This is a genomic window from Enterobacter sp. RIT418, from assembly GCF_003057745.1.
Lineage (GTDB): Bacteria > Pseudomonadota > Gammaproteobacteria > Enterobacterales > Enterobacteriaceae > Enterobacter.
The window spans coordinates 186,090-203,185 of the sequence record NZ_QBJD02000001.1 but is presented as its reverse complement, the minus strand read 5'-3'; the positions used below and the strand labels follow the sequence as shown (position 1 = coordinate 203,185).

18 protein-coding genes are annotated in these 17,096 nt (G+C 56.5%); 3 read left to right on the top strand and 15 right to left on the bottom strand.

The genetic code is table 11. The annotated features are described in order from the left end of the window. Positions 1-32: 32 nt before the first annotated feature. On the top strand, positions 33-998 hold the full coding sequence (locus DBY73_RS01005) for a L,D-transpeptidase family protein (RefSeq protein WP_112009370.1): 966 nt from the start codon (positions 33-35) through the stop codon (positions 996-998). Between the two features lie 74 nt (positions 999-1,072). Here DBY73_RS01005 and bhsA read toward each other — a convergent pair whose 3' ends face one another. Next, positions 1,073-1,330: a multiple stress resistance protein BhsA gene (bhsA, locus tag DBY73_RS01000; protein WP_112009369.1), complete on the bottom strand. Its 258-nt coding sequence runs from the start codon at positions 1,328-1,330 to the stop codon at positions 1,073-1,075. 245 nt (positions 1,331-1,575) lie between these two features. On the opposite strand from bhsA, the gene comR reads away from it, so the two are divergent. Continuing rightward, positions 1,576-2,211: a TetR family copper-responsive transcriptional repressor ComR gene (gene comR, locus DBY73_RS00995; protein WP_112009368.1), complete on the top strand. Its 636-nt coding sequence runs from the start codon at positions 1,576-1,578 to the stop codon at positions 2,209-2,211. 72 nt (positions 2,212-2,283) lie between these two features. On the opposite strand, the gene DBY73_RS00990 is transcribed toward comR, so the two are convergent. The 8 genes from DBY73_RS00990 to hinT all read right to left on the bottom strand — a co-directional run bounded on the left by DBY73_RS00990 (position 2,284) and on the right by hinT (position 8,352). Then, positions 2,284-2,823, bottom strand: coding sequence for a glycine zipper 2TM domain-containing protein (locus DBY73_RS00990; RefSeq protein WP_112009367.1), 540 nt, complete (start codon positions 2,821-2,823; stop codon positions 2,284-2,286). Between the two features lie 182 nt (positions 2,824-3,005). Next, entirely contained in the window at positions 3,006-4,310 is a 1,305-nt protein-coding gene (locus tag DBY73_RS00985; RefSeq protein WP_112009366.1) for an NAD(P)/FAD-dependent oxidoreductase, read from the bottom strand. A 236-nt stretch (positions 4,311-4,546) separates the two neighbouring features. Continuing rightward, the gene (ycfP, locus tag DBY73_RS00980; protein ID WP_112009365.1) at positions 4,547-5,089 is read right to left on the bottom strand and encodes an alpha/beta hydrolase YcfP; all 543 of its coding nucleotides are present in this window, start codon (positions 5,087-5,089) and stop codon (positions 4,547-4,549) included. Positions 5,090-5,122: 33 nt separating this feature from the next. Beyond that, positions 5,123-6,148 carry a beta-N-acetylhexosaminidase gene (gene nagZ / locus DBY73_RS00975; protein ID WP_112009605.1) on the bottom strand — a complete coding sequence of 342 codons (1,026 nt, stop codon included), beginning with the start codon at positions 6,146-6,148 and terminating at the stop codon, positions 5,123-5,125. 11 nt (positions 6,149-6,159) lie between these two features. Beyond that, entirely contained in the window at positions 6,160-6,984 is an 825-nt protein-coding gene (gene thiK / locus DBY73_RS00970) for a thiamine kinase (RefSeq protein WP_112009364.1), read from the bottom strand. Next, positions 6,965-7,606, bottom strand: coding sequence for a penicillin-binding protein activator LpoB (gene lpoB, locus DBY73_RS00965; RefSeq protein WP_112009363.1), 642 nt, complete (start codon positions 7,604-7,606; stop codon positions 6,965-6,967). Before lpoB ends, thiK begins: the two co-directional genes overlap by 20 nt. Before the next feature lie 10 nt (positions 7,607-7,616). After that, complete coding sequence (locus DBY73_RS00960; RefSeq protein WP_112009362.1) at positions 7,617-7,991, bottom strand: YcfL family protein; 375 nt, start codon at positions 7,989-7,991, stop codon at positions 7,617-7,619. A gap of 1 nt (position 7,992) precedes the next feature. Next, on the bottom strand, positions 7,993-8,352 hold the full coding sequence (hinT, locus tag DBY73_RS00955) for a purine nucleoside phosphoramidase (RefSeq protein ID WP_006809243.1): 360 nt from the start codon (positions 8,350-8,352) through the stop codon (positions 7,993-7,995). Between the two features lie 352 nt (positions 8,353-8,704). Here hinT and fhuE point away from each other — a divergent pair, with 352 nt between their 5' ends. Beyond that, positions 8,705-10,921, top strand: a complete 2,217-nt coding sequence (gene fhuE, locus DBY73_RS00950; protein ID WP_112009361.1) for a ferric-rhodotorulic acid/ferric-coprogen receptor FhuE — start codon at positions 8,705-8,707, stop codon at positions 10,919-10,921. A gap of 109 nt (positions 10,922-11,030) precedes the next feature. Here fhuE and ptsG read toward each other — a convergent pair whose 3' ends face one another. The 6 genes from ptsG to pabC all read right to left on the bottom strand — a co-directional run bounded on the left by ptsG (position 11,031) and on the right by pabC (position 17,033). After that, complete coding sequence (gene ptsG, locus DBY73_RS00945; RefSeq protein ID WP_112009360.1) at positions 11,031-12,464, bottom strand: PTS glucose transporter subunit IIBC; 1,434 nt, start codon at positions 12,462-12,464, stop codon at positions 11,031-11,033. 297 nt (positions 12,465-12,761) lie between these two features. Continuing rightward, positions 12,762-13,556, bottom strand: coding sequence for a metal-dependent hydrolase (locus tag DBY73_RS00940; RefSeq protein ID WP_112009359.1), 795 nt, complete (start codon positions 13,554-13,556; stop codon positions 12,762-12,764). Positions 13,557-13,566: 10 nt separating this feature from the next. Beyond that, a complete protein-coding gene (holB, locus tag DBY73_RS00935; RefSeq protein WP_112009358.1) occupies positions 13,567-14,571 on the bottom strand; it encodes a DNA polymerase III subunit delta' in 1,005 nt (334 codons plus the stop codon). Further along, positions 14,568-15,209 (bottom strand): dTMP kinase, encoded by a 642-nt coding sequence (gene tmk / locus DBY73_RS00930; RefSeq protein WP_112009357.1) that lies wholly within the window; start codon positions 15,207-15,209, stop codon positions 14,568-14,570. Before tmk ends, holB begins: the two co-directional genes overlap by 4 nt. After that, positions 15,199-16,221, bottom strand: coding sequence for a cell division protein YceG (gene yceG, locus DBY73_RS00925; RefSeq protein WP_112009356.1), 1,023 nt, complete (start codon positions 16,219-16,221; stop codon positions 15,199-15,201). The genes tmk and yceG overlap by 11 nt, the downstream gene beginning before the upstream one ends. A gap of 2 nt (positions 16,222-16,223) precedes the next feature. Beyond that, a complete protein-coding gene (gene pabC / locus DBY73_RS00920; RefSeq protein ID WP_112009355.1) occupies positions 16,224-17,033 on the bottom strand; it encodes an aminodeoxychorismate lyase in 810 nt (269 codons plus the stop codon). Between the last annotated feature and the right edge of the window lie 63 nt (positions 17,034-17,096).

Below are 17,096 nucleotides of genomic sequence, written 5' to 3'. Positions count from 1 at the left end.
CAATAACCTTACTATATATATGGATTATGGTGATGATAACCTCTACGCGTTTTACCCGCTGGGTCACCTTATTTGCGCTAGCCGCCGCGGTTGCCGTTGCGCTTCCGGCACGCGCAAATACCTGGCCACTCCCGCCCGCTGGCAGCAGCGTCGTCGGGCAAAACCGCTTTCACGTGGTGGAAAATAACGGTGGCTCCCTTGAGGCGATCGCCAAAAAGTACAACGTCGGCTTTCTCGCCCTGCTGCAGGCCAACCCGGGCGTGGACCCTTACGTTCCGCGCGCGGGAAGCGTGCTGACCATTCCGCTTCAGACCATCTTGCCGGATGCGCCGCGCGAGGGGCTGGTGATTAACCTTGCGGAGCTGCGCCTCTACTACTATCCGCCGGGCAAGAATGAGGTCACCGTCTACCCTATCGGGATCGGTCAGCTTGGCGGCGATACGCTGACGCCAACAATGGTAACGACGGTATCGGACAAGCGGGCAAACCCGACGTGGACGCCAACCGCCAATATCCGCGCGCGCTATAAGGCTCAGGGAATAGATCTGCCTGCCGTGGTGCCTGCCGGTCCTGACAACCCGATGGGCCACCATGCGATCCGCCTGGCGGCCTACGGCGGCGTATATCTGCTGCACGGAACCAACGCGGACTTTGGCATCGGCATGCGCGTCAGCTCCGGCTGTATTCGGCTGCGCGATGACGATATTAAAACGCTCTACGAGGTGATTACGCCGGGCACGAAGGTCAACATCATCAATACGCCGATTAAGGTTTCAGAGGAGCCGGGCGGCGTGAGGCTGGTCGAGGTACACCAGCCTTTATCGAAGAATATTAATGACGATCCGCAGACGCTGCCGATTAACCTTAACGCCGCGATGGTGACCTTTAAAACGAATGCGAAAACGAATAGCGATGTGATGCAGCGCGTAATGGAGGCGCGCTCCGGGATGCCGGTTGACGTGACGCGGCATCACCTAACAAACGAACAGGCGATGTAAGACGCAACGAAAAACGCCCTGCAAATGCAGGGCGTTTTTTTATAGCAGTGGCATAAATGAGGGTTTAGCCAGGCTTATTTGTAGATGACGGCAGTCCCGTGGAGGGTGTTAGGACCGGTCACAGAGGTAATGCGGAAAGATTTTGCGCCCATAGCGTCAGCCTTTTGCGCCAGCTGATCTTCCAGCGAGCCCAGGTTAGTCCCGGCTGTTGCGGAGATGGTGCCCACTTTTTGCTGGTCAGCCGGAGAAGATTGCACTTCAACAGCCGCGAAGCTGGAGAAAGAGAGTGAGCTAAGGACGGCAGCGGCGATGAGGGTTTTTACGTTTTTCATGATTTTTGACCTTTATGCAGATGAATTTGATGTCGCAAGCTAATTACTTAACGATCGATAGGTAAATGATAGATGTGATCCAGGTCACACGTCAACTCATTTTTGTAATGACCGTTAAACTAAATTTAAACCCCTTAAAATTCATATTCATAGGACAAATATATTTTTAATAAATCTGCACTGGTCGTAGCCGGATATACTTTTTATAATGGTTGTTCAACAAATCAATTGAGGACCTACGGCCTATGACAACCGACGTTACGAGTTGCGCAAAAAAAAGCCGTGGCCGACCGAAAGTGTTCGACAGGGATGCGGCGCTCGATAAGGCCATGACGCTTTTCTGGCAGCATGGGTATGAAGCAACCTCGCTTTCCGATCTGGTGGAAGCCACCGGAGCCAAAGCGCCGACGCTGTATGCGGAATTTACGAATAAAGAGGGGCTGTTCAGGGCGGTACTGGACAGATACATCTCGCGCTTTGCGGCGAAGCATGAAGCGCAGCTTTTCTGCGAGGAGAAAACGGTAGAGGCGGCGCTGCAGGACTATTTCACCGCCGTCGCCACCTGTTTTACCAGCAAGGATACGCCCGCGGGCTGCTTTATGATCAACACCTCCGCTACGCTAGCCGCCTCGTCGAAAGAGATCGCGAATACCGTGAAATCCCGGCACGCCATGCAGGAAGAGACGCTGAGCACCTTCCTGACGCAGCGCCAGCAGCGGGGAGAGATCCCGTCGCACTGCCAGCCGCAGATGCTGGCGCAGTACCTGAACTGCATTTTGCAGGGAATGTCTATTAGCGCGCGCGAAGGGGCAAGCCTGGAAAAACTTCAGAGCATCACCACGACCACGATGCGCCTGTGGCCTGAGCTGCTCAAAGCCTGATCCCGTTTCTTGAGTCAAAAAAAAGCTCCTCAGCCTGAGCGCGTGAGGAGCTAAATTCAGATAACCACATTTTTAGGCTTTGTTGTTCAGCACCAGCTGACCGTTGCCATCAAGCGGGATTTGCGCGCCTGGGTCTTTATCCATGCGGATCTTACCCTGCTGATCGCCGATTTTGTAGGTCACATCGTAGCCCAGCATTTTTTCCGACCTGTCGTAAACGGTTTTGCAGCGCTGCTGGGTCGTGGTGTAGGTGTCATTATCCTGCATTGCGCCCTGCACCTGGTTACCGGCATAGCCGCCGCCCAGCGCACCGACCACCGTCGCCACGTCTTTACCGCGACCGCCGCCGAACTGATGCCCAATCACCCCGCCCGCTACGGCCCCCAGAACGGAACCGGCAATGCGGTTTTCATCCTGAACCGGGCGACGGTGCGTAACGGCAACGTTGCGGCACTCCTGGCGAGGCGTCTTAACGGTTTCTTTAATCGGGGTGGCGGAAACCACCTGCGCATACTGCGGGCCACGCTCAAAAACGTTGAGACTGGCAACGGCTGCCACACCTAACGCGGCCGCGACGCCAATCCCTATACCCGCCAACATTGATTTATTCACGGGAAGTCCTCCTTTGTTTCTATTGGTAACAATTCTGCTCTTTAGAAGAGGCGTCGCCAATAAGATAAAGGATCAAAAAACCAGGGATATAGCGCGTTTAAGAGAACTCTTAAGCACGTAATGGGGGATATGCAGCACGATCGGCTAAAACTCCCTCCGGGTTGACCGGAGGGAGAGAGCGATCAGTGGAGCTTGAGGCGAGGACGGATCACGCGGTTGATTCTGCCCACCAGCATCATCAGGCCGGTTTTAAAGTAGCCGTGCAGCGCAATTTGGTGCATACGGTACAGGGAGATATAGACGAAGCGCGCGATGCGTCCTTCCACCATCATCGAACCGCGCATCAGGTTACCCATCAGGCTTCCCACGGTGGAGAAGTTAGAGAGAGAAACCAGCGAGCCGTGGTCTTTATAAACATACGACTTCATCGGCTTGCCCTTCATTTGCGCCAGGATGTTGTGAAGCACCAGGCTTGCCATCTGGTGCGCCGCCTGGGCACGCGGCGGCACGAACCCGCCTTCCGGGCGCGCGCAGGATGCGCAGTCGCCAATGGCGTAGATATCCGGATCGCGCGTGGTTTGCAGCGTTGGCTCGGTGACGAGCTGGTTGATGCGGTTGGTCTCAAGCCCGCCGATATCCTTCATAAAGTCAGGCGCCTTGATGCCTGCCGCCCACACCATCAGGTCGGCCTGGATATACTCGCCCTCTTTAGTGTGCAGACCGCCTTCATCGGCGCTGGTCACCATGGTTTGGGTCAGCACGCGCACGCCCAGCTTGGTCAGCTCGCTGTGTGCCGCACCGGAAATACGCGGCGGCAGCGCAGGCAGGATACGTTCACCCGCCTCGACGAGGGTCACGTTCAGCGCGTCGTTGGTTAGGCCTTTGTAGCCGTAGCTGTGCAGCTGTTTAACCGCGTTGTGCAGCTCAGCAGACAGCTCAACGCCCGTAGCACCGCCGCCGACAATCGCGATGTTGACCTTGCCGTTGGCACCCATGTTATTAGTGTATTTCAGGAACAGGTTAAGCATTTCCTGATGGAAACGGCGCGCCTGGTGCGGGTTATCGAGGAAGATGCAGTGATCTTTCACGCCCGGCGTATTGAAGTCGTTTGAGGTACTGCCCAGCGCCATCACCAGCGTGTCGTACGCCAGCTTGCGCTCGGGCACCAGCAGCTCGCCCTTTTCGTCACGCAGCTCCGCGAGGGTAATGGTTTTATTTTCGCGGTTGATATCCATCACGGAACCCAGCTGGAACTGGAAGTGATGATTGCGCGCATGCGCCAGATAGCTCAGCGCGTCAACGCCCTCATCCAGCGAACCGGTTGCCACTTCGTGTAGCAACGGTTTCCACAGGTGGCTGTGGTTACGGTCGACCAGCGTAATTTTCGCTTTTTTACCGCGCCCCAGCTTTTTGCCAAGCTGAGTAGCCAGCTCCAGCCCGCCAGCACCACCGCCTACAATCACTATTTTTTTCAATGGCGTAGTCAACGTGACCCCCTCAAGATATTAACCAATTGTTAATTAAAAGTTATAAAAATAACCCTTAATTAACAACAGGTTACAGCACTGAAACCATTCAGGTGATTTGAGAATAACACGTCAGGCGCATTGGTCATACCAAAATTGATGTGCATCAAGTTTTGATGGCTTAAAAGTAGACAAGTCTGAGATAAAAGATAGCCCGGCACGCTTTCGCGGCCGGGCTTGAGGAGATGCAGGGCCTGTCACCCCAGCGTTTTGAAGGCTTTTATGCGCTGCAGATGCGGGGAGATATTCTTGAACTTGTGGGTCTGCTCTTCATCCCAGACGATCTCGTAGAAATGATGCAGCAGCTCCGCCGAACGCTGGCTGTCCAGCGCCTCATCGCTGCGCGAGAGCACCACCAGACAACGATCGCGGTTCTTCTCGCGAAAATTGCTCACGCACTTGGTGGCGATATCCGCATACTCTTCCGGGCGGTCAATCTTGCCTTCCATGTTCTCATGCGGGAACAGGTTAGGATTGAAGATGACCTGGCGGATATCGCATAAAAAACCGATGCGCTCGGCCCAATATCCGCCCAGACCGACGCCGCAAATCAGCGGGCGATCGTCGACGTTAAGCTGCAGCATCTTGTCAACTTCCTTAAGCAAATGCTGCATGTCATGCTTCGGATGGCGCGTGCTGTAGCTTATCAGGCGAACGTCCGGGTCGATAAACTGCAGCTGCAGCACCTTTTCGTGATTACCTGGGCTGTTTGAGTCAAAACCGTGTAAATAGATGATCATTCTCTTCTCACCACGCTAGGCCTTCGGGGAGGGTTACAGGCCGGCTTTATGGGCCTGCCAGCGCTCGTTCAGCGCCTCAAGTTGTGCATTCACCGTCTTCCAGCGCGCTGAGTCCATCAGCTCCTGACGGCTAAATGAACCTTTATGATACAATTGTGTAACACGTTCAGCATTGATCGGCGACAGGTTATCCAGCACGCTAACGGCACCTTTACGATTATTGCAGACCAGGATCATATCGCAACCTGCATCCAGCGACGCCTGCCCGCGCTCCGCGTAGCTCCCCATAATCGCCGCGCCTTCCATCGACAGGTCATCGGAGAAAATGACGCCTTTAAAACCCAGCTCCTGACGCAGCACGGTTTTCAGCCAGTGCGGAGAGCCGCTGGCCGGGCGCGGGTCAACGTCGCTATAGATAACGTGCGCGGGCATGATGGCGTCCAGCTTGTTGTCGGTAATCAGCGAACGGAAGACGGACATATCATGCGCGCGTATTTCCGCTTCAGGGCGCGGATCGCACGGGGTTTCTTTGTGAGAATCCGCCGTGACGGCGCCGTGCCCCGGGAAATGCTTGCCGGTGGTTTTCATGCCCGCATCGTGCATACCGTCGATGAAACGGGTCGCCATTTCCAGCGCAATACGCGGGTCTTCATGATACGAGCGCTCGCCAATGGCGCCGCTGATATGCCCGACGTCCAGCACCGGCGCGAAGCTAATGTCGATGTCCATGGCGATCATTTCGCTTGCCATCAGCCAGCCAGCCTCCTGCGCCAGCCTGCCGCCCTCTTCCGTACCCAGTAGCGCGGCAAAAGACTGCGCCGCAGGCAAATGCGTGAAACCTTCGCGAAAACGCTGCACGCGCCCGCCCTCCTGATCGACCGCGACCACCAGACGATGACGCGACGCGGCACGGATCTGGCGCACCAGCTCGCGCAGCTGCTCAGGGTCGTGATAGTTGCGGGTAAACAGAATCAGCCCGCCCACCAGCGGGTGCGCCAGTATTTCGCGCTCTTCCGCATCCAGCTCAAACCCTTCGACATTCAACATGACCGGACCCACACGCACCTCTCTTATCCTTTCGTTTGTAACTGACGCCAGACGTCATCGGCCAGCGCAATAAAGTGTTTATCGTTTGTTTTGTGATAGCGAAGCTCAAACCAGCCCGCCATCAGCATCAGGACCCACGGTTGCCAGCGTTTGACCTGGCGCACCAGCAGGCGTTCGTTTAGCCGTGCCGTTTGCCCATAGGCGGCGATCAGCGCCCGCCGCTCGGCGTCATCTGTCGTCCATACCGCGGCGAGTTCCAGAGCCACGTCACCGTCTCCGGCGTATTCCCAGTCGATGAGCCGCTCACCTGCACAGGTATGCACAATATTCCCCGCGTGAACGTCCATGTGCAGCGGCGCAAGACGCAGCGGGCGCGGCTCACCGGCTTTTCGCAATCGTCGGAGCTGAGCAAGCCAGAACGGCGTGCGCCTTTCGGGCGATGATTGCTGCCAGTATTGTTCGAGCAGCGGCAGCAGCGCGATGCGCCAGCCCAGCCGTTTCTGACGGTGCAGATGATACAGCAAGGAGGCAAGCCGCGGGGGGGTTGGTAGCGCGCTTTTGATCTCGCCCGCAAGATAGTCCACCGCCATCCAGCCTTCAGCGTAAAAATGCGGCTTGGGAACAATGTCTGCGGGGAGACGCTGCAGGGTGCGCAGCTGACGGCGAAAATGGGACGCCGGGGCGGAGTCATCGTGATGCTGGCGCAGCACCAGCCGACGATTTCCCAGCTCAATAATGCAGCTCGCGCCGCCAAGCCCGGAATGGGCCTGCGGCGCGATGAGGCGATGCTCGGGAAAGTAGCGCATCAGGATCTCTGCGCGCGTAGGGTTATTGTTGCGAAACCGCACCTTTACCTGACCAGATAATCTCGCCCGTCTGCACCAGCATCAGCTGCATTTGCAGCGCTGGCGTGTTGACGTTGCCGGTAGCATTTGAATAGAGCACGTACTGCGCGCCAACGTTGCGGGCAATGCCGATTGCTTTGCTGCGCGAGCCGAGGCTGTCCTGCGGCGACAGGCCAAGCTGCTGCTTCGCAACGGCCAGCTGCTGGGAAGAGACCAGCGTAAACTTGCCGTTATTGGCCAGCGCGTTGCGCAGCGTTTCGGTCGCTTCGCCCGCGTTCAGTGAACCGTTGGTACGGTTATTGACGCTATCGACCAGCAGCACGCCTCCTGGCGTAACGCCTTCGGCCTGAAGCATTTTGCCGACCATCGGCTGCATGGCGCCATTCCAGTCGTAGTGGCGAACGCGCGGCGTCGGCTGTGCGTCCGGGTGCTCAATCGGACCCGGCTGCGCCGGGATCGTCGGCACGGAAGGCACCGTCGGAACCGGTTCAGTCGGCTGCGTCGGTTGTTCAGTGCCTGGCTTCGCTTCTTCAACAGGTGCAGGCTGCTCGGTTCGGGTCACACACCCGGCCAGAAAAAGAGCAAATGCCGTCACGAGCGCATAGCGGCTCACATTTTTAATCAAGGTTCACCCCTTAGAGATAAAGATAAAGTCTCACCTTATGCGCACCCAGATAGCTGGCGCTGCCGTAAAGCGTCACCGACGATCTTGCCGGAATAGTGATGCTTCGCGGCGCTTCCAGCGGGTGCATTTCAAGACCTCTAACGTCATACCAGTAGAAACGGTAATGGACCGTTACCGGCTCGTGTCTTTCATTAAAGAGCGTAGAGGAAGCAGAAGACTGGATTTCACTTAAGGTGAGCGAAGGTTCTCCTGCCGTAATGCCAGCGGCTAGCACGGAGGACTCCATCACCAGCGTCTGTTCGTCGCTGACCGGTATCGCCGGACGCGAACTGCATCCCGCGAGAACGAGCGTCAATATCAGCGCAGCACTACACCCTTTCAACATGTCAAAGACCTTTATGCGCCAGCATCGGTCCCAGCGGGCGGCCGCCAAGCAGATGCATGTGAATATGATAAACTTCCTGACCACCGTGGCGATTGCAGTTCATGATCAGACGATAGCCGTCTTCAGCAATCCCTTCCTGCTCTGCAATTTTCGCTGCTACCGTCAGCATACGGCCTAAAGCGACTTCATGCTCGGTTTTTACGTCATTTACGGTAGGAATCAGAATATTAGGAATGATGAGGATGTGCGTCGGCGCCTGAGGAGAAATATCCCGGAAAGCCGTGACCAGCTCATCCTGATAGACGATATCAGACGGGATTTCGCGGCGAATAATTTTACTAAAAATCGTTTCTTCAGCCATGACCTTTTCCTTTTTTGTTTAAGCTGGCGTAGCGCGTTCCTCGCGATACAGATTGTCACTGCGATCGCGCGGCGCGATAGAAGAGTATGAGCGACTTTCTCCTGTCCTTTCAACCTTATCCCGTGATTTCTTTCCTTATCTCCTTCCCGCTGGCTGGATAGTGACCTGCCGGGCGGCTAAACCCGCTGAAACATTATTTCAGTTACATCCGAAACATCTGTTTACAGCGCCAATCTCAATGCGTATATTTCGCATTTGCATTTTCATGCGCATTTTCAACATAGAAAACGACGGCAGCCCGTCTCCTCGGGACTGACGCACACCACGCTCTCCATTCATTAAGGGTTTGATGATGTCTTTCATTAATCTTACCAGGGATGGGCAACGCCAGCCTGCCGCAACGCCTTCGTTGCTGGCCGCCTGCATTGCTATGGCATTGACGCCAACCGTAAGTTTCGCCGCCGCAGAGACGGAAGATACCCTCGTCGTTGACGGTGGTTTTGACAACGCACAGGAACCGCCTGCCGATCAAGATCGGGACTATAGCGTAAAAACCACCACCACCGGGACCAAGCTGCTGCTCGTACCGCGCGATATTCCGCAGTCCGTTAGCGTCATCAGCCAGCAGCGTATGCAGGACCAGGCGCTGAATACCATCGGCCAGGTGCTGGATAACACCACCGGGGTGAGCGCTTCCCGCATCGATACCAGCCGCACGAATTTCTACGCGCGCGGTTTCTTTATCAGCAACTTCGCCTACGAAGACATGCCGACCTTCCTCGACAACCGCTGGAATTTCGGTGATACCGCAGGCGATACGGCGATCTTCGACAAGATAGAGGTGGTCCGCGGCGCGGCAGGGTTGATGAGCGGGACGGGGAATCCTTCCGCTTACGTCAACATGGTGCGCAAGCATGCGGACAGTAAAGCATTTAAGGGCTCGGTTTCTGCCACCTACGGCAGCTGGGACAAGCAGCGCTACGTGCTCGATCTTCAGGCTCCGCTTACCGAGTCCGGCAAGGTGCGCGGACGCGTGATTACGGGCTATGAGGACAGAGATTCCTGGGTTGAGCGAAACCACTACCGTAAAAAGTTCGTCTACGGCGTGGTTGATGCGGATTTGACCGACTCAACCACGCTCTCCCTCGGTTACGATTATCAGGAGAGCGAGGAAGACAGCCCGACCTGGGGCGGCTTCCCTTCCCTGTTCAGCGACGGCAGCAAAACGCACTTCCGCCGCGGGTTTAATACCGCCGCCGACTGGACCTATTCGAATCAGGATTCCACCAAAGTCTTTGCGAATCTGACCCAGCGGTTCGACAACGGCTGGGAAGCAAAGGTGAACGCCATGCATGCGGAAACCAACTTCGACAGCAAGCTGATGTACATCGACGGCTATCCGGACAAGACGACCGGCCTGTACGATGCCGCCAGCTTCCAGGGCGCGTGGGGCGGCTGGAACAGAGGCCAGCGCAAGCAGGACTCCGTAGATGCGTTTGTTCGCGGTGGCTACGATCTTCTGGGCCGTCAGCACGAGCTGATGCTGGGCGGCAGCTACAGCCGTCAGCGCAACAACTATGATAATTCCTACCCGGTCAACGATAATTACGGCCTGATGGACGTAGGCAGTATTTATGATTACACCGGAAAACTGGCCGATCCAACGTGGTCTGATTTTGCACTTTACCAGCGCGACGTGATTCGTCAGAAGTCAGTCTACGCCGCCACGCGCCTCTCCCTGGCCGACCCGCTTCACCTGATTCTGGGCGCGCGCTACACCGAGTGGAGCGCCAAATACAATCTGGAGCGTAAGCCCGACGAAATCCGCAACGCGAAGTTTGATGACGTTACGCCTTACGCCGGGCTGATTTACGATATCGACGATACGTGGTCGGTATACGCGAGCTATACCTCGATTTTCCAGCCTTCCGGCCAGCGCGATATCAACAGCAAGTTTATCGATCCAACGACCGGGAAAAGCTACGAGGCCGGCGTGAAGGGCGACTGGTTTAACACCCGCCTGACCGCCAGCCTGTCGGTCTTCCGCATTGAGCAGGATAACGTCGCGGTGAACACCGGTATGACGATTCCTGGCTCCGGCGGCCAAAGCGCCTATAAGTCAATAGACGGAACCGTGAGCAAAGGCGTGGAGTTTGAGCTGAACGGCGCGTTGACCGACAACTGGCAGCTGACCTTCGGCGGCAGCCGCTACGTTGCGGAAGATGAGGACGGCAACGCGGTGAACCCGCAGCAGCCTCGCACAACGCTGAAGCTGTTTACCCGCTACCAGCTGCCGATGCTGCCTGAGGTCACGGTTGGCGGCGGCGCGCGCTGGCAGAATAAAACCTGGTATGATTTTGAAACGCCGGGCCCTGACGGCATTAGCCACATCACGCAAAACGGTTATACCGTCATCGATCTGTTTACCCGCTATCAGGTCACCAAAAACTTTGCGGTACAGGGCAACCTGAATAACGTCTTCGACAAAGAGTACTACGATTACCTGGGCACGTACGGCGTCTACGGCGCACCGCGTAACTTCTCGGTAAGCGGAAGCTACAGTTTCTAAGATTCTGTGTGCGAAAAAGGGAGCCATTAGGCTCCCTTTTTTATGTCCTCTAAACACCAGGCGTAAAAAAGGCAGCCATTCGGCTGCCTTAGTCTCCCCACATCACAACTTAGCTGTTGCGGATGTACTCATCCATTTCGGTTTTCAGGTTATCGGACTTAGTCCCGAAGATAGCCTGAACGCCTGAACCAGCAACAACCACGCCTGCCGCACCGAGTTTCTTCAGACCAGGCTGATCGACTTTCGCTACGTCTGCAACGCTCACACGCAGACGTGTGATACATGCATCCAGGTTGGTGATGTTTTCTTTACCGCCAAACGCGGCAACCAGAGCCGGAGCCATTTCGCTGGTCGCGGTCGCTTTGGCGTCTTCTGACGCATCTTCACGACCCGGAGTTTTCAGATCCAGCGCTTTGATCAGCACGCGGAAGATGGTGTAGTAGACGATCGCGTAGCAAATACCCACGATTGGGAACAGCCACAGCTTGCTGCTGTTACCGGACAGAACGATAAAGTCGATCAGGCCGTGGGAGAAGGACGTACCGTCACGCATACCCAGCAGAATACAGATTGGGAATGCCAGACCAGCCAGAATGGCATGGATAACGTACAGGATCGGCGCAACGAACATGAAGGAGAACTCGATCGGCTCGGTGATACCGGTCAGGAACGAGGTCAGCGCTGCGGAGATCATGATACCGCCCACTTTTGCACGGTTCTCTGGTTTAGCAGAGTGCCAGATTGCAATCGCAGCGGCTGGCAGGCCGTACATTTTGAACAGGAAGCCACCGGACAGTTTGCCCGCAGTTGGGTCGCCTGCCATGTAGCGTGGGATATCACCGTGGAACACCTGACCTGCTGCGTTGGTGTACTCACCAATCTGCATCTGGAATGGAACGTTCCAGATATGGTGCAGGCCGAACGGCACCAGGCAGCGCTCGATGAAGCCGTAGATACCGAACGCGACAACCGGGTTCTGGTAAGCAGCCCACTGAGAGAAGGTCTGGATAGCAGTACCGATTGGTGGCCAGATAAAGGACAGGATCACGCCAGTGAAGATAGCCGCCAAACCAGAGATGATCGGTACGAAACGCTTGCCCGCGAAGAAGCCCAGATACTCAGGCAGCTTGATGCGATAGAAGCGGTTAAACATATAGGCGGCAATCGCACCGGAGATGATACCGCCGAGAACACCGGTATCTGCCAGGTGTTTCGCTGCGATCTCTTCAGCCGGTAAATGCAGAACCAGCGGCGCAACCACAGCCATGGTTTTCACCATGATGCCGTAAGCCACAACGGCGGCCAGAGCAGATACACCGTCGTTATTGGTGAAGCCCAGAGCAACACCGATAGCGAAGATCAGCGGCATGTTAGCAAAAACAGAACCGCCTGCTTCGGCCATCACGTGGGAAACTACGGCTGGCAGCCAGCTGAAGTTAGCAGAACCGACACCCAGCAGGATACCTGCGATAGGCAGTACGGATACTGGCAGCATCAGCGATTTACCGACCTTTTGCAGGTTAGCAAATGCATTCTTAAACATAATTGAGAGTGCTCCTGAGTATTTGTGCTTTTTTTACGCTTTCACGCATTGGCCCGGGGGGAGTACCGCGCCGTGGACAGGACATCTAAGCGCCCTTTATTTATTACACAGAGTAAAATAATTCACGCCATGTTTGTTTGACGGCTATCACGTTTCAGTTTGAGATGGTCGAAAAACTTTCAGTTATTTACAAAAAGCATGTCGGGATGTGTCTAAAAACACCCTCACCGCCCCAAATGAGGCGGTGAACTTTACTCGCTTTGCGGATTAATTACGAGCCTAAAAAAAACAGTTCTATCAGACAGATTGCAGGCGGGCGGGGTCGATATGGAACAGATTTGCGAAGTTTTCGGTTGTGGTGCGCGCCAGTTCTTCCACGCTTACGCCCTTCAGAACGGCCATGTACTCTGCCACGTCTCTCGTCATGGCCGGCTGATTCTCTTTACCGCGATGCGGCACAGGTGCCAGATAAGGAGAATCCGTCTCCACCAGGATACGATCGAGCGGTACATAGCGTGCGGCATCACGCAGCTGTTCAGCATTCCGGAACGTCACAATCCCCGAAAAAGAGATATAAAACCCCAAATCAAGCAGCTTACCCGCCGTTTCTCTGTCTTCTGTGAAACAGTGTAGTACGCCACCGCAATCCGTCACCTTTTCTTCCTCAAGGATTGCCAGCGTATCGGCGCGCGCATCGCGGGTGTGAACGATAACCGGCTTATTCAGCTCGCGGCCAATGCGGATATGGTTACGGAAAGACGCCTGCTGAAGGGGTTTAGTTTCCGGCGTGTAAAAATAGTCCAGGCCGGTCTCCCCCATCGCCACGACGCCCTCCTCTGCCGCCAGGCGGCGCAGCTCGTCCACGTCATACGTTTCGTCCTGATTGAGCGGATGCACGCCGCAGGAGAAGACCACGTTATCGCGAACGCCCACCAGCTCGCGCATGGTGCGATAGCCCGGCAGCGTCGTGGCTACGGCCAGGCAAAACTTCACGTCGCGGGCGGCAGCTTTCGCCAGCACGTCGTCCACGTCCTTATGCAGGGATTGATAATCCAGGCCATCGAGATGGCAGTGTGAGTCGACTAAAAACATAATGTCTCTCTCAAAGATGGAATGCAGGCGGAATAACGCCTGGTTGCAGGTAATGTTCGATTTGCAGTAACCGGTCGGTTAATAAAAGCTCGCGATTAAGGCCCGTTACGGTTAAAAGCTGCTCGCGGCTTTGGCACACCTCATGAAGGATAGCGCGCAGCGTGGCGCCCGGCAGGTGGTTCGCCAGGGTGCTCAGCAGCGGCCAAACGTCGATATTGGTCAATAGCGTGGCGCCCTGCTGGATTTTCAGCGCATCCAGCATCAGGGAAGCCAGCCAGTGCAGATGCTCCGCAGCCTGTTCGCCGTTGAGCGCCGACAGCAGGCTCAGCCAGTCGCGAGTTTCAATCGCCGACTGTACCGCCTGGCACAGGGCTTCGCGCTGAGACCAGCGCTCGGGCTGGAGGATGGCGAGCGCCGCGGCGGGCGCACCGCTGCACAGGCGCAGCGCGGAAAGCGCCGCATCCTGTGACACTGTCACCTCTCTCTGCAGCCAGCCTAACGCCCATGCTTCCTGCGGCGCTGCAAGGTGGTGGAGGCGACAGCGGCTGCGTAAAGTGGCCAGTAAACGACCGGGTTCGCGGCAAGACAGGAAGAACCACGTTTTTTCCGGCGGCTCTTCCAGGGTTTTAAGCAGCGCATTCGCCGCCGCTTCGGTAAGCTGCGCGGCGTCTTTCAGCCAAACAACTTTTGCCCCGCCGAGGCGCGCGTGCTCATAGAGCTTTTCGCTTACCTCGCGCACCGCATCGATGCCGAGCGTGTTTTTCCCCTTCTCAGGCTCAAGCGTATAGTAATCGGGATGAGTTCCCGCCTGCATGAGCTGGCAGCCGCGGCATTTGCCGCAGCTTTTGTGCCCTTCCGGCTGCTGACACATCAAAAAACGGGTGATGGCGTAAATCAGCGCATCGTCGCCCATCCCCGGCAGGGCCTGAATCAGTAACGCATGATGCCCCCGTCCAGCCTGGTAGCTGTTGATCAGCTGTTCAAAGTGCGGGCGCAGCCAGGGATACCATTTCATGCCCGTTGCTCCTCGAACCACTGGCGAACCGTTTTCTGAATGGCGAGAGTGACCGCGTCCAGCGGCTGGGTCGCATCAATGGTGCGAATGGAGGCGTCCCGTTCAGCGAGCTCAAGATAGCGCGCGCGGGTGCGGTTAAAGAAGTCGTACGACTCCTGTTCAATTCGGTCCAGCTCGCCGCGCGCGCGCGCGCGCTTGAGGCCCACTTCCGGCGTAACGTCCAGATAGAGCGTCAGGTCGGGACGGAAATCCCCTAAAACCGCATCGCGCAGCGTTGCCAGCAAGGTCTGGTCGATGCCGCGCCCGCCTCCCTGATAAGCCTGGGTCGACAGATCGTGACGGTCGCCAATCACCCATTTGCCTTCCGCCAGCGCGGGCTTAATCACCGTTTCAACCAGCTGCACGCGCGCGGCATAAAACATCAGCACTTCCGCTTTGTCATCAATCACCTCGTCGCCGACGGATTTAATATCCAGCACCAGGCTGCGCAGCTTTTCAGCCAGCTGCGTGCCGCCCGGCTCGCGGGTAAACGTCATATCTGCGACGCCAAGCGCGCTGAGCGTGTCGACAACCACATTGCGGGCAGTGGTTTTACCCGCCCCTTCGAGTCCCTCAATGACAATGTATTTACTGCGCATTTTTTTCCTTAAGTGCCTTCAGATAGTCCTGAACAGAGCGATTGTGGCCCGCAAGATTGGTATTAAACGTGTGCCCACCCTTGCCGTCGGCGACAAAATAGAGATACGGCGTTTTGGCCGGATGCGCGGCGGCGCGCAGTGACGCTTCGCTCGGCGTCGCAATCGGGCCTGGCGGTAAGCCAGCGATGACGTAGGTATTATATGCGGTTGGCGTCTCCAGATCTTTTCTGGATATTTTTCCGGTATAGCGATCCCCCATTCCGTAAATTACGGTTGGGTCGGTTTGCAGCCGCATACCAATGCGTAGCCGGTTGATAAACACCGAGGCGACCTGGTCCCGCTCCGACGCGACGGCGGTCTCTTTTTCAATTATCGATGCCATCGTGACGAACTGGTTTTGATCTTTATACGGCAGCCCCTCGGCACGCCCTTCCCACGCAGAGGTGATTGCCGCCACCATCTTGTTGTGCGCGCGCTTCAGAATTGCCGCGTCGGTCGTACCCGCGGTATACATCCAGGTATCCGGCCAGAACCAGCCTTCCACCCACTCAGGATGTTCAAATTTCAGCACCTCAGCCACCGTCCGATAGCTGTCATCCTTCAGGGTATGTTTGATGTAAGGCGCCTCGCGCAGCTGTTTCAGGTAGTCGCTTAAGCGCATGCCTTCCACAAAGCGCAGCGGGAACTGCGCCTCTTTACCGCTCTCCAGCAGCTGCAGCATCTCTCTGACGGTCATGCCCGGCGTAAAACGATAGGTGCCCGCCTTAAAGTGGGACAGCTCGGGCTCAACGCGCAGCAGCCACTGGAGGACGCGCGGGCGGTTAATAATTTTGTCGCGATACAGTTGCTCGCCCAGCGCCATGCGCCCGGTGCCTGCTTTCAGCGTAAACAGGGTCTCTTCTTTGATCAGGATCTTACTGTTCGCCATCTGACGAACCTTCCAGACTCCCGCTCCGCCAGCAATACCCAGCGCGACAATAAGGAGGAGGACAAAGCGCAACATTTTCTTCATGACTATCGGATTTGCTCACATATCGGGGCTAAAAACTGAAACAGCTCGCGCGAGGACCAGCGCTGCTGGCCGTATGCGCGAACGGGAACAACGGGCATCAGCGCGTTACATACCACAACCTCATCGGCCGTCCGCAACGCCTCTTCCCCTGCGCTAACTTCGACAACGCGAAAGTCTGAGCGTGCCAGCTGCTGCAAACAAAACTGGCGCATAATGCCGTTCACCCCGGCCTGTTTCAGCGAAGGCGTGAACACATCACGCCCCTTCCGCCAGAGTAAATTAGCCGCACAGCATTCCGTAATGAACCCTTCGCTGTCAAGAACCAGCGCCTCATCGGCGTCCGTCCGTTCAAGATGAGTACGAATTAGCACCTGTTCGAGCCGGTTAAGATGTTTAATTCCGGCAAGCATCGGATTGCGCCCCAGCCGCACCGGGCTGAGCGTCAGCGTTACGCCCTCTTCGCGCCAGCGCGCGTAGTGGTCTGGATACGCGGATACCGTCAGTATTCGCGTAGGGTGTTCGCAGCTGGCGCCGCTGTAGCCGCGACCACCGCTGCCGCGGCTGACGATCGTTTTGAGCACGCCGCGGCGGTTCCCGGACGCAAGCTGGCGCATTTCACGCCGCAGCGTGTCCCAATGCGTAAAGGGGATCAGCAGGGTTTCACAGGCAAGCTGCAGGCGACGTATATGAGCGTCGAGCAGGCATACGCGGCCGTCCAGAATGCGCGCCGTGGTAAAGCAGCCATCACCAAACTGAGTCGCCCTGTCGCCCGCAGGCAGCGAATCTTGCTCGAGGCCATTGATTAAAAACATGGTGGCTCCTTATGCGTGGAGGATCAGTCTGGCAGGATATTACGCACCGGACAAGAAGACAGG